We start from the raw sequence: 13,236 nt of genomic DNA, 5'->3' as shown, positions 1-13,236 counted from the left end.
AAGCATTGTCATCCACATATAGCTGATTGTCCCACAAATACTCAATCATATCTCCACGAGAACAGATTTTCCCTCCGTTCTTGAACAGGTAATAGAGAATTTTTAATTCGTTCTTGGTAAGCTCTACGCTATGTCCGTTATAGTCCAGGCTGCTGGATTCCAGATGCAGCACTGCATCTCCATAGACGATCTGTTCCCTTTGCTGCGTGGGATAGGCTTTTTTCAGCAGAGATGCTATCTTCGCAAGCAGGATCGCTGTGTTATAGGGTTTCGTAATAAAAGCATCTCCGCCCAGCATGATGCTATTCAGTTCATCCATATCCGTGTTGCAGCTTGTCACAAAAATGATCGGCACCTCGGAAAATGTGCGAACCTCGGTGCAGAGAGAAAAGCCACTGGTTCCCGGTAGCTTGATGTCCAGCAAAATCAAGTGTGGCTGTTCGGCTTTGATCCGATCAATCACATCAGAAAAACCTTCCGGAGCCGCCGCTTCATAGCCATTGCTTTGCAGCAGCGTTTTCAATTCATTCCGTATCAACGGAGCATCTTCTATTATCAATATTTTTTCTTTCATATCAGCCTCCGTGAAAAAAATAATATTCTATGATATAGTCGCTCATGCTCCCATTGACATTTGCATCAGGCGAATATAAAAATGCAGCCTTAATGCGTTAGGAACCTTATCCCTCAACAAATGAAAAATGGTAAACTTATATTTCTTCAACATCAATGACATGATATCCTTTTTGTTTTAATGCCTTTGCAAACAAACCCATTCCAGAAACTAACTTTCCAGTGAAGCTACCATCATATATCTGATTAACACCACAGGTAGGGCTTCTGGATTGTAATATAACTAAATCAATCTCTTCATTCTGAATTTTCGATAATGCAACTGCCACTGCCTTATTATATTCTAAACTAACATCATTTCCGTTTTCATCAACTACTCTCCCATTCACAATTTCTGCGCAGGGTCTGGGAGTTTCCATTCCTGCTAATACTTCCGGGCAGATAGAAATCACTTCTTTATCTTTTAAAAAATGGATAGCTGCTGAATTTTTGTTGTTTTTCCCATTATATTTACAGTTCTCTCCCATAATACAAGCACTAACCAATACTTTCATATTTGTCACCTCAAAGCCCAATGGCTTGCTCGAACAGTCCACAATAAAGTCCTTTAACGAATAGTCGAGATTACCAGTCTGTCAACGCACCATAGACGACAGTTCAAAAGCAAACTATGTGTTAAAGCAAACTACCCTTTAACCCTTTTTTGAAAACCAGTACAGCTCTTTCGGTTCCCCAAAAAGACATCGTAACAAGTCGATAGCTTTCCTTTTCCATTTCTTCTATTTTTGCATTGATTTTCTCTGTTACATTTTCCACGGTAATTCCTTCTACTAATTCTGTCCGATACATCATATTTTTACCTCCATAAGCACTCAATTCAAAACCAATTCGCTTTTTCTGCTTTGAATTGAGGAGTACCGCCTTCCTGGTATGGATTATAGGTATTGCGATTACACCCAAATTCTTTTAACGCCTTTATTCTATTATCCTCTGTCCATTCAACCAGCGAGATTCCATCAAATTCCTCTATACTTCCATTGTTCATTTCATTTTTGAAATACCACTCCACAATCGTTTGATCTCCCTTATGAAAAAATTGCTTGATTTCCCAAATAACCACCTTGCCACGGGTATTCCATTCCTGAAACCAATGCTTTACTGTTTTTCGGTTGTTATACTGGGGACTCCAGCTTTCTGTATAGATCACATCTTCTGTAAAAATATCATCAATCCCCATATCCTGCTGATTGAGCCACATATCAAACCATAATCGGATTGTTTTTTCTCGTTCATTCATGATATAAACACCTCACCATTCTTTTGTCTTACCTTCGCGTTTGTTCTGCATAACCTGGGTTTGATATACGAGAACAGGAATCAGAGAAACCAGGGCAAGCACACCAAAAACTACCGAACATTTTGCAAACGCAAATATTGCGAACATGAGCAATATCAGCAACCACGGATTTCGCAGATTTCTGTAATAGTTTTCCTTGTCCTCATAAGAAGTATGAAGTTCAAACGGCTTACCGTCATTATCTTTTTCTACGATCAACAGTTCCCGATTAAAGGTGGTGGCATTTGTTGCTATGCGTCCGCCTTTTTCAGCCCATGGCCGTAGGCGTACTTTACCAACAGAGTAGTTCAGGTTGATGTTTTTATAAAATACTTTGTAACCCATCCCCTCTAAAAACTCATGATAATCGGATGCGTTGGCCTTCGATTTTTGCCCGATAAACTCCACGCAGTATTTTACCTGATCCGGTTTACACGCCTCAAATTCATACAACATTTTTTCCGCCCGAATCAGACGATAGCCCTTTTCAGACATTTTATTCAGCCAATGTTCCTGGGCAGTCAACAAACCGCCAAAGAAACGATAATACTTTTTGCTCATACTGCACCTCCAATAATTTCATTAGCTACGCCTACAAGTTCATTGAGCCTTATCAGTTCCTTTTCTGCAATTTCTTTTCCTTGTGTTGTAATGAGATATTCTTTTTTCCGTCCCGCACTATCTCCAAAAGGTGCAATCCAGCCTTTTTCCTGCAACGAGTTCAACGCACCATATAAAGTACCTGCCCCCAGCGTGAGCCGCCCTTTTGTACTATCTTCAATAAATTGCATGACAACATATCCATGTTTCGGGGTATAAAGGGAGAGCAAAATAAAGAATGTCACCTCTGTGAGCGCACCACCTTTCGCATTGTCTCGCATAACACCTGCCTCCTTATTACGGTTACTGTAATAAATATATCACTAACCGTAATAGAAGTCAATAACGATCCAAAATATAACAGCAAACTTAAAAAGCGGGGCAGCACACGCCGCCCCGCCGATCCTATATGCTTATTCCATCGCTCGCATTTCTTCCACAAGCGATTGATTTTTCTGCCTGCGCATTGTCCAGAAGGACAGAATCACCTCCAGGCCAAACAGCACCAGAACGAACAGCCCCATTTGCAGGAAGGGGAAGGAATAGGGCATGATCGCTCCAAAGAAAGTCATTTCGCTGAATTTTCGGGCAGCTATTACTGCAATCGGGAGGCCGACTGCCAGGGTTGCCAGCGCAGCAGAAAACGCATAGCAAATTCCCTCATAGATGGTCATTTGACAAAGCTGTTTTCTGGTCAGACCGATGGCGCGAAAGACGCTGTTTTCCCTCTTTCTGGACATCTGATTGGAGAGGGTGGTGTTGATGAGATTGACCACGCCAAAGAGGAATACCAGCCAGGACAGTGCCTGAAGCCCTCCAAAAACGACCCGGTTTTCCATTTCCTCATAATCCTTATGTATCCCAATGGTGTCCAGTGCAAGGTCGGGATCAGAAGAAATGATCGCGCTCAGACTGTTTTCAATCTGCTCTGCCTTTTGGGGATCACTGACAATGCTCCAAGAATAATCAAAGCAATCGATCATGGGCATTGCTTCCTGAAACAGCTCTTTGGTTGCAACCATGCAGGTGCTGTCCAATGCCAGAGGACCATGACCATTTTTAAGCCCGTCGTTTAGGAACAGACCGGAAACAGTGACAGGAATCTCTTGAGCCCCTATGGAAAGTTTGATAACTGACCCCACATCTACACCGATCATATCTTCTGCATACTCCATATCAAGTGCAATACTATGGGAATCTTGAGGTAAAGTTCCGGACACAAGCGCCGCTTCCATCTTATCCTTGTTTCGGTCACTCAACAGATCGCACATTCCGCCGGAAGAACTTTCCTCATTCTCAAACCGCACATGAACCGCCTGACGATTCTCGATCACATCTGTCACGCCGTCCACAGCCAGCACCTCCTGCCGAAGCGCTTCATTCAAAGGATTTCCCTCCGACATTACCTCATATTCTGTTTTTTCAGAGTTCATATAGATTTTATAATCCCCATCCGGGAAATACTGTCTTGCAATCCGCTCCGGCGAACGAACCAAAAGAATAGAGGCTGTCACCAAAAGGATTATCCCGCCCAGACTCAGGGAAGCCACGATACTGATGGTCTTTTTGCAGTCACGCCTGAAATTTGCAATTCCCATGGAGAAGGGATTTAACCGCATATTCTTCTTATGCGCGTGGGACTTTCCGCTCTGACTGCCGGTAAAGCGGACCGCTTCAATCGGGGAGATACCGGCGGCAATCTTTACCGGTCTGCGGATCGCAATGGATACCATAAACCAGCCAAGCAGTGCAGTCAAAACAATCGCGGCTGCATAAAATAGCAGATTAAACCCACGGGGAAACAGCGCAAACCCGGCTGCACATCCCAGCAAAATACCGATTCCGATACCAGCCCCTCCTAAGAAACGGCCTTCCTTTTTGACAATACGGCGGATCTGCTTTGGTGTTGTGCCGATGGTCCGCAGCTGTCCATAGCTTTGAATTTTGTCATTGATAGAGATTCGGAAGATACTTTGTATCACAACATACCCTCCGATGATGACCAGGACTGCGATTCCGGCAACCAGCGCAAGCATACTGACATTCACCGGCTGCTTATAGAATTTCATATAGCTGAGGTTCATGACCGGCATTTCCAGCTGATATTCCTTGGCAATCTCCCGGCTACGGGCAGTCAATTCTGTTTCATCCATCTGCTGCTCATTCTTAAAATGCACATAGGCACGATAATCAGCGGGGTCGTAGCCGCTCCATCCTTTCAGGGCTTCTTTGGAAAGAAGGATGGATGTGCCATTTACCTCTTTTTCCTTATAGCCTTCCATAATGCCAGTCACCGTGTATTCTCCGTGAAAGCTCTCGCTGCTTAACATAACCTTTTCACCAATCCCGGCGTCTGCACCGTAATTGGAAAGGAAATAACGGCTCACCACCACTTCATCCTCTTTTTGTGGCAGGCGGCCTTCCAAAAGCTTCATCTGGTCACGGGCAATATACATCGTTTCCTCATCACAATAAATATAGGAGGCATTGTATCCCTGCTCCGCAGGTTCCACAGCCAGCATATAATACTCTCCTACCCTCGAGAAGTCATCCAGCCCCTTCAGGGAGGACACATCTTCCTCGGTAATTTTCGTGTAGACCGCCTCATAGGTATCCTCCACATGATTTTTCTCTATCTGCCGGGTAGACAAAGCCATCACAATCGAAAAACAGATCAGACAGGATGCCAGCGCAACGGCGATCACCACCATGAGATTCCGACGCTTCTCACTTTTCAAACTTTTTCTTGCCAGTTTCCTGACAATATTTCCTGTATCATTCTCAAATGGTACTGTCATTTTGATCATCTCCTTTAAGTCTTATATTTCTGCTGTCAGCAAAGCGGCGACTTCACATCGGAAGCCGCCGCCTCTGGTTAGTCCATGGTCTTGATCCGCTCTACAAGGGAAAGCCGTTTAGAGTAACGGACAGCAACCACAGAGAAGATTCCGGTCACGACCAAAAGTGCCAGAACAAAAACAACCGTTTCCATCAAAGGGAATTGATAGGACAATTCCCCAAAAATATTAAAACTGCTGATCACATAGTCAAAAATCCAGCCCAGGATTCCGCCAATGCCAACCGACAAAAATACCGTAACCCCTGCGTACCACAGGCATTCTGCAATCAGCATACGGGAAACCTGCTTTCCGGTCATTCCCACAGACTGCAAAATCCCAAGCTCCTGCTGCCTTGCCAGCAGATTGGTCATCAGGGTGTTGACCAGATTTACCATGGAGAACACAAACAGGAATGCCAGCAGCAGATAAACACCGCGGGTCATCATCTTTAGCTGCGATTCCAGGGATGCCGCATGGTCTGCTCTGGAAAAGACCGTCAGCACCGGATTTTCCAGCAGGCTGAAAATAGACGCCCTGAGCGCATCCGAGTCCTCCGATGTATGGACATTCCAAACAGCCTCTCTGTTCTCAATGTCCGGGTAGAGCTGATCGGCCAGTTCTTCTGTAAGGGTAAACAGGCCCCATGCGCCGGTGCCCGATGTCACTGACGGTTTCGCAATCCCCATGACCGTTACTTCTATGGTCTTACCGTCCATGGATTCAAAGGTCAGCACATCCCCGACAGCAGGCGTATAGCCATAAAACATACTTAAAAGATGATCTTCCGAATCAGTCACGACCACACCGTTGTTCGCGGCAAGCTCCTCATAATCTGCGCTGCCCTGTTCCAGATTTTCCTCCGGCAGCCACTGTTCCATCTGCTCTCTGTCAAATACAGGGAACTTTAATGCAACACTTTCCTGAGGGAGTTTCACCGTTACGGATGTCACTTCATGGCTGGTGATAGATTCCACACCATCTATGGCAAGAAGCTCCTGACGAAGTTCTTCTGTCAATGGATTTTCCCGTGCGATGGCAGGCAATCCTTCCGCGCCTCCCGAATCCATCCAGCTGACCTCATAGTTACAGTGATCTCCCATAGCTTCTATCGCCATCTTTTCGGGACTGATGGAGTTAAGTACCGTAGCGGCTGTTACCAGAAACACACCCGTCAATCCCAAAGATACCAGAGTGATGACCGTCTTTTTCCTGCTCCGCCTAAAGTTCATCTGTGCCATGGAGAACGGCGTAATGCGGTGGTTTTTCTGATCCTTCCGGTCTGTTGCCGTTTCATAACCACTGGAGCGGACCGCTTCGATGGGGGATACCCTCGCCGCCATTCGGACAGGCGCATGAATGGACAGAAATACCGTCAGGGCGCAGGCTGCTGCGGTCGCAGCCAGATAGGGCAGATTGCCCATCCAGCTCCAATGTGCCGGGAAAATGGCAAACCCGATGGCTCCTCCAACCAAAAGCCCCAGCGGGATACCGCAAAGAGATAACAGCAATCCCTCCCGCCGCACGATCCGCCGAATCTGTTTTGGTGTTGTGCCAATCACTTTCAGGCGTCCATATTCCCGCATTTTGCCCTTTACGGAAATGAAAAAGATACTGTAAATGACCACGGCACAGGCAACCAGCAAAAGGATTGCCACGGGAATGTAATATTTCATCACGCCGGACTTAAAGCCCTGCATATCGAAATAGTTGGAACTGTAAAAAATCTGATCCTCTGAGACATCGTTGGCAGAAAGGAATGCTGCAATATCCGCCTTGAGCTGCTCCAGCTCCATACTATCAGCACCAGCATAACGAAGCCGAAATTCAAACAGCGGCTCTCCCTGCGCCATCTCCTCCACAAATGCTTCAGATACATAAAGCTGGAACATACGGGAGTCATTCTCCACATCCATGATACCGCTGACGGTATAGGTCTGCTTTCCGTTTCCAAGATTCACTTCTATGGTCTGCCCGACTTCTGCGGGGATTTCAAAATAATCAAGAAATGCCCGTTCTACCAGAATTTCATTGGCAGCCTGCGGAAGTGTCCCAGTAAAGGAAGGCTTCTTACCCAATTCCATCCAGTTGGCATCCGCATACTCCACAGTCAGAACGCTGTCACCATAGCGGGCAGAACCGTAATTCTGGGAAAGGCCCCAGCGTTCCACTTCCGGGCAGTCTTTCAGTCTTTCAATCGTATCACGGTCACAATTCACCACAACCGCCTGATACTGTCCCCGAATGTCCGCCTCCAGTTTTCTGTCACTTCCCGCTCCTGCACAAAAAATCGCTGCCATCAAAGCGGCTGCCAGAGCAATCGTTACGATCACAAACAGGTTGCGCCGCTTATCTGTCTGAATACTTCGTGACGCCAATTTTTTAATAACCGGCCCTGTATCATTTTCAAAAGGCAATGTCATGTCTGCCACCTCCTTTATCCAACGATTTTGCCATCCTCAATCCGCACGATACGGTCTGCAAGCTGGGCAATGGCATCATTATGTGTGATCATCACCAGCGTCTGGTTAAATTCACGGCTTGTTCTCTGCAAAAGCCCCAGCACATCGGCGCTGGTCCTGCTGTCCAGGTTTCCGGTGGGTTCATCAGCCAGGACAATAGCAGGCTTTGACACCAGCGCGCGGGCGATAGCCACACGCTGCTGCTGGCCACCGGAGAGGTTGTTTGGCATATTCTTCAGCTTATCCTCCAGTCCCAGCATGGACACCACATCCGCCATGAATTTCTGATCCACCGTATCCCCATCCAGTTCCACGGGCAAAACGATGTTCTCATGAACATTCAGGATCGGCACCAGATTGTAGTTCTGGAAAATAAAGCCGATATTGCGGCGGCGGAAGATAGTAAGCTGCTCGTCGTTCATCTTCGCCAGCTCCTTATCCCGCACCATCACGCTGCCGGAAGTGGGTGTATCCAAGCCGCCCATCATGTGAAGCAGGGTGGACTTACCGGAGCCGGAAGTGCCGACCACCGCCACAAATTCGCCTTCCTCCACAGAGAAGTTCACGCCATCCAGGGCGCGGGTAATGTTCGGCTCTGTGCCGTAGTATTTTTTAAGATCAGTTGTCTGCAAAATTTTCATAACAGTTACCTGCCTTTCTTAATTTGTTGAGTATAGGGTAAAGGGCAAATGTTGCAGAATTGTCCTAAAGGGTATGAAAATCTATGGTGAATTGCTTCAATTTTAGGACAATTCTAATTGCTTAATCTATCTCTCTCAACTGCTGCACAATAGACTTTTTCTCCAAAAGATGGATCAGAGCTGCAGCAATTAAAACAGGAAGCAAAATTGCCACTATCATATATCCAGCAAAATGTACTGCCGGGAAATGCCACACCCAAGTATCGTCGCCAACATAATTCAGATAACGAATAATCCCATAACCGACCGCAGTTCCAATCAGGGCAGTGATACAAATGTTCCAAAAAGCCAGCAAGATGCCTTCACACTGCACTGTCTGCCTTAACTGCTTTTTGGCCATACCAACAGAGCGAAGAACAGAAAATTCGTGTTTGCGGGAGAGTGTCGTAGCAATCAGTGTATTTACCAGATTGATAACTGCAAACAGCATGATAAATCCACACAGCCCCCATATCACAAGGCTGGTGCGTTGATACATAGCCTCGCTGTCTTGATAGTAGTCATAGAGAGATTCCATTGTTACCATTGGTGTGGTATCAAGCAGATCATTCATAGTTTCCCGAAGGGCTGGCTCTTGTGAAAGGTCATCCATACGAACCAGCAACTGACTGTTGAAGTTAAAGCCAGATGGCATCATTTGATTCATTAGTTCTTCTGGCAATAGGAAAAATCCTGTTTTTCCAAAAATTTTACCTCCACCATCATCTTCAAAGATACCATCGCTGATTTCTCCAGCAATTCTAAACTCTGTCTCCTGCTCCCGTATCCCATCAAACCAGCGGAACTTCACCGTATCTCCAACATGAAATGTCCAGTCGTAGATGTAGTCTGCATATTCATTTCGCAGCACCAGAATCTCATGACTTTCAGACATAGTTGAATAATCAGCCGTGCCAGTCACCAAATATTTTTCCAAGAGGGCCTGCTGATCTGGTGTGAATGGGGTAATATTTTCTTTTTTAGTCACTCCGTTGTATTCAAATTTTGCCTCTAATGTTTTATATTCCGAAACTTCTGCAACACCCTCCATCTGCGCAATGGTCTGTATCAAATCTTCATTCAAAGGATTCTTTAACTGGACTCCAGTTTGTCCATGCGGGTCATTCTTGATCGCATTTCGGGAAAGCTCAACTTCAAATTCTCCATATTCTAAAAGCCCATGTCTTGCAAGGCGCTCCATATCCAGAGAAGAAAGGAGTGTTGTTCCGCCCATAAACATGATTCCTGCAATACCTAACGAAAGAACAGTTACAATCCACTTTTTCCGGTTACGAGAACTTCCCATAATAGCCAGTGAAAAAGGGGTGATTTTCCGATGCAGTTTCTTTGAAACAGCAGGAAAACTCTCATATCCGGTGTTTTTTGCTGCCTCAATCGGTGAAATGCTGCCTGCAATTTTTGCAGGCTTGCTCATAGCCAGCCATACCATGCCATAGACAAGAAGGAAAATTACAATACTGGTTATTGCGGTATTACCCCAGCTCCATCCGTTTGGCTTGAACAGAAAGGCTGCAATCCCACCGATTACCAGCCCCAAAGCTGTACCATAAATACAGAAAATCCTACCTTGTACCCGAAGAATTTTCTTAATCTGTTTTGCAGTTGTTCCCATTGTACGCAACTGCCCAAATTCCCGCACCTGATTATGCACATAAATATAGAAAATACTGTAAATCACCAAATAACTAACAAAAAGTACAGCAAAAGAAAAGATCATAACAATCTGAATATCTTCCCAATTCGGCTCCAGAGAGGAAAGAAAACCATCGTTCGGATCAGAATTTTGCGCTGGAATACCATAGTCAGCTTCAATCTGCTTGGTCATGGCCTCAAATGCCTGCTTGGACATTTCATCCGCATGAGCAAATTGAACAGCCAGTGCTGTTACAGAATGCTGGAATTGGCTTCCCGCTTCCGTATATTGTTTGGAACAGAAAAGGGAGTAGACCCGTTCTGTGGAACCACTGTCTGTAAGGCCTACCACAGTAAAGTTTTCCGTATTTCCATCATAAAACGGGATTGTGATTGTTGCCCCCAACTCCACCGGAAGCCCCAGTTGCTCCAAATATGCCTTATCCACAGCTACATCATAAAGGTCCATGGGATACTGTCCTTCCACAATTTCATCCATAACGATTTGGCTGTTATTTTGCTCGATATAAACAGGAATCACCAGATAGTTTTCAATCTGCGTATTGGCCGCCTGCATATATATCTTTGAATCCGAAATTCTTTCATCATGCCGCAGGGCCTGCATCTGTTCATCGTTCAGATTGTGATATAACATCTGACTTGACACAAGCAATTCTCGTTTTGCTTCGGTTTCCATCCCAATCACAGACAAAGCAAAGCCAGACAGCAAGGCAACTGCCAACGCGATGGTCAAAACAGATAAAAATGTTTTAACCCGGCTTTGACTGATACTGTGCTTGGCATACTTTTTGACAATCCGGCTAGTATCATTTTCAAATGGTAATGTCATAGTCATCCACTCCTTTCTCTGTCATCTTAACCCCCAAATGTTGCAGAAATATCCCAAAGGCTCAACAGTTTAAGGGTGAATTGCTTCAATTTTAGGACAATTCATTTTCGTGTGTCTCTTTTATAAAGCCAGATAGATATAAGAAAAACCATTGCTAACTGAATTACAACAAAAAACAGCGTCAGCCAAACGCTCTCATAATAAAAAATATCTGTCCAGAAGATCACCAGATCTACCAGAGCTACCACTCCAGCCGACCATCGGATTTTTCTTGGAAAAAAGTGCCGGAGCAGCAGCACAACAACAACCGGCGGGATCAACAAGCAAGCGGCATTGATAAGTAATGTCTTTGTGATTTCCATAAGGCCACCTCCAAATTCATGATGTTGCTGTCAGCATAAATCCCAAATGTTGCAGAATTGTCCTAAAATCCATTGTCCTCTAAAAATTTTTCAAAAAAGGCAGCCTGCCAAAACAGACTGCCTCAGAATTATTTTATGGGCAGGAACACGGAAAAAGTTGATCCTTCCCCAACTTTAGACTCGACAGTAATATAGCCGCCCTGCATGGTAATGATCTCACGGGCAAGGTATAAGCCGATTCCGACCCCATCTATATCATGCACCGCTTCATCCCGATAGAAGCGTTTGAAGATCGTTCCCTGAGAATGCTCCGGGATGCCTCTGCCTGTATCCGTCACATCTATCCTCAAATACATTTCCCAATCCCGTACCCTCACCTGAATGCTGCCACCGGCAGAGGTGTACTTTACCGCATTATCCAGAATGTTAAACAATGCTTCGGAAGTCCAGCGGCTGTCATGGGATATTGTCAGATCAGATGGGCAGTCCACAGACAGGCTGATCTCTTTTTGCTCCATCGGAGCCAGAACACCATTGATGGCGCTCACCAGCGTATCCCCGATCGCAGCATCCTGTTTCTCCAGCGTAATGACACCCGTTTCCAGACGGGAAGTTTTCACCATTCCCTGAATGAGAAAATCCAATTTATCCAGCTGCGTGCCTGTGGCCTGCAAAAACTCCTTGCGCTTTTCTTCTGTCAATGGCCTTGTCAGCATCGTATCGTTGATCAACTTCAAATTTGCGATGGGGGTTTTGGTCTGGTGGGAAATATCCGATACCAGGGATTGCAGTTCTTCCTTTTCCACCTCCGCCGTATGTCTGGTTTTCTGCATCACATTATAGAGCCGTTCCAAACGGTGGCTGATCCGGGACAGCAGTGTTTCCGCTTCATAGTCTACCTGGGGCCGGTCTGTACTGTCCATCATGTGATCCAAGGTCTGGCACAAACCATCCGTGAACAGAGAAAGTTTCTTTTGAAAATAGTGCAGAAAAACCATGCCCCAAATGTAAAATGCAGCTGTCAAAATAATGCCGCAGATGACAACACGCACATCTTTCGTCAACAGGAAAAAAATCAACAGCAGCAAAGCGGCAGTGAGCAGAGTCCCCGCCACAATTTTTCTCAAAAATGCCCTGACAGATAAATTTTGCAGCTTCATCGAGGCTCACCGCCGATCCACTGATAGCCCATTCCATAAGCTGTCTTAATATATTTCCTCTCGTCTGTTTCGATTTTTTTGCGGATACGGCTGATGATCGTCGTCAGCGTATGCTCATCCACAAAGTCCCCATCAATGTCCCACAGCTTCTCTAAAATCTGCCGCTTGGTCAGAATAATCCGGGGGTTCTTTACGAACAGGAACAGGGTGCGGTATTCCTTCGGTGTAAAGTCCAGGGATTCTCCGGCAAGGGACGCACTTTGTTCGGAAAAGTCGATTTTCAGAAAGCCATCATCAAACAGATCATGCCGGGGTGTCCGCAGTTCCAGATTTGCAAAAACCGCCGCTACTTTTTTGCAAAGCACCGTCACAGAAAATGGTTTGGTCACATAATCCGCACCGCCGACTTCATATCCCTTGAGCATATCGCTCTCCTTATCATTGGCTGTGATAAAGATGATATAGGTATGCTGACCGCGATTCCGGATTTCTTCACACAGATCCAGTCCGCTGCCATCGGGGAGGTTAATATCCAACAGTGCCACATCAAATTCATTTTCCCGCAGCTTTCTTACCGCGCTGTCAAAATTAAAAACAGAAATAACCTCATATCCATCAGAGGTCAGATTGTATGCCAATGTCCGATTCAAAAGCTGATCGTCCTCTACAATTAGAATCTTCTTCAAGACATTCACTTCCTTCCTTATTTTTCAACTATACTGA

13 protein-coding genes are annotated in these 13,236 nt (G+C 45.5%); all 13 read right to left on the bottom strand.

All coding sequences use genetic code 11. From position 1 onward, the window contains the following. A partial coding sequence (locus tag ACLTOQ_RS06645) for a response regulator transcription factor (protein WP_412319119.1) occupies positions 1–574 on the bottom strand: 574 nt, incomplete at its 3' end. 136 nt (positions 575–710) lie between these two features. Continuing rightward, positions 711–1,127, bottom strand: coding sequence for a DUF523 domain-containing protein (locus tag ACLTOQ_RS06640; protein ID WP_077138745.1), 417 nt, complete (start codon positions 1,125–1,127; stop codon positions 711–713). A gap of 121 nt (positions 1,128–1,248) precedes the next feature. Then, positions 1,249–1,425 carry a hypothetical protein gene (locus ACLTOQ_RS06635; protein WP_002578900.1) on the bottom strand — a complete coding sequence of 59 codons (177 nt, stop codon included), beginning with the start codon at positions 1,423–1,425 and terminating at the stop codon, positions 1,249–1,251. Between the two features lie 25 nt (positions 1,426–1,450). Then, positions 1,451–1,870 (bottom strand): nuclear transport factor 2 family protein, encoded by a 420-nt coding sequence (locus ACLTOQ_RS06630; RefSeq protein ID WP_101879436.1) that lies wholly within the window; start codon positions 1,868–1,870, stop codon positions 1,451–1,453. Between the two features lie 12 nt (positions 1,871–1,882). Continuing rightward, positions 1,883–2,470 carry a DUF2812 domain-containing protein gene (locus ACLTOQ_RS06625; RefSeq protein ID WP_412319118.1) on the bottom strand — a complete coding sequence of 196 codons (588 nt, stop codon included), beginning with the start codon at positions 2,468–2,470 and terminating at the stop codon, positions 1,883–1,885. Then, positions 2,467–2,790, bottom strand: a complete 324-nt coding sequence (locus ACLTOQ_RS06620) for a PadR family transcriptional regulator (RefSeq protein ID WP_412319117.1) — start codon at positions 2,788–2,790, stop codon at positions 2,467–2,469. The genes ACLTOQ_RS06625 and ACLTOQ_RS06620 overlap by 4 nt, the downstream gene beginning before the upstream one ends. A 132-nt stretch (positions 2,791–2,922) precedes the next feature. Then, positions 2,923–5,307 (bottom strand): ABC transporter permease, encoded by a 2,385-nt coding sequence (locus tag ACLTOQ_RS06615; protein ID WP_412319116.1) that lies wholly within the window; start codon positions 5,305–5,307, stop codon positions 2,923–2,925. Positions 5,308–5,384: 77 nt separating this feature from the next. After that, entirely contained in the window at positions 5,385–7,769 is a 2,385-nt protein-coding gene (locus ACLTOQ_RS06610) for an ABC transporter permease (protein WP_412319115.1), read from the bottom strand. Positions 7,770–7,783: 14 nt separating this feature from the next. Then, positions 7,784–8,449 (bottom strand): ABC transporter ATP-binding protein, encoded by a 666-nt coding sequence (locus tag ACLTOQ_RS06605; protein ID WP_003501940.1) that lies wholly within the window; start codon positions 8,447–8,449, stop codon positions 7,784–7,786. Between the two features lie 121 nt (positions 8,450–8,570). Then, positions 8,571–10,991 (bottom strand): ABC transporter permease, encoded by a 2,421-nt coding sequence (locus tag ACLTOQ_RS06600; RefSeq protein WP_412319114.1) that lies wholly within the window; start codon positions 10,989–10,991, stop codon positions 8,571–8,573. 101 nt (positions 10,992–11,092) lie between these two features. Further along, entirely contained in the window at positions 11,093–11,353 is a 261-nt protein-coding gene (locus tag ACLTOQ_RS06595) for a hypothetical protein (RefSeq protein ID WP_412319113.1), read from the bottom strand. Positions 11,354–11,481: 128 nt separating this feature from the next. Next, positions 11,482–12,513 (bottom strand): sensor histidine kinase, encoded by a 1,032-nt coding sequence (locus tag ACLTOQ_RS06590; protein ID WP_412319112.1) that lies wholly within the window; start codon positions 12,511–12,513, stop codon positions 11,482–11,484. Then, positions 12,510–13,199, bottom strand: coding sequence for a response regulator transcription factor (locus ACLTOQ_RS06585; RefSeq protein WP_039959333.1), 690 nt, complete (start codon positions 13,197–13,199; stop codon positions 12,510–12,512). The genes ACLTOQ_RS06590 and ACLTOQ_RS06585 overlap by 4 nt, the downstream gene beginning before the upstream one ends. Between the last annotated feature and the right edge of the window lie 37 nt (positions 13,200–13,236).

This window comes from Gallintestinimicrobium sp. (genome assembly GCF_046968865.1).
In the GTDB taxonomy this organism is placed as follows: Bacteria; Bacillota; Clostridia; order Lachnospirales; family Lachnospiraceae; genus Gallintestinimicrobium; species Gallintestinimicrobium propionicum.
This window is presented reverse-complemented; position numbering and strand designations above follow the sequence as displayed.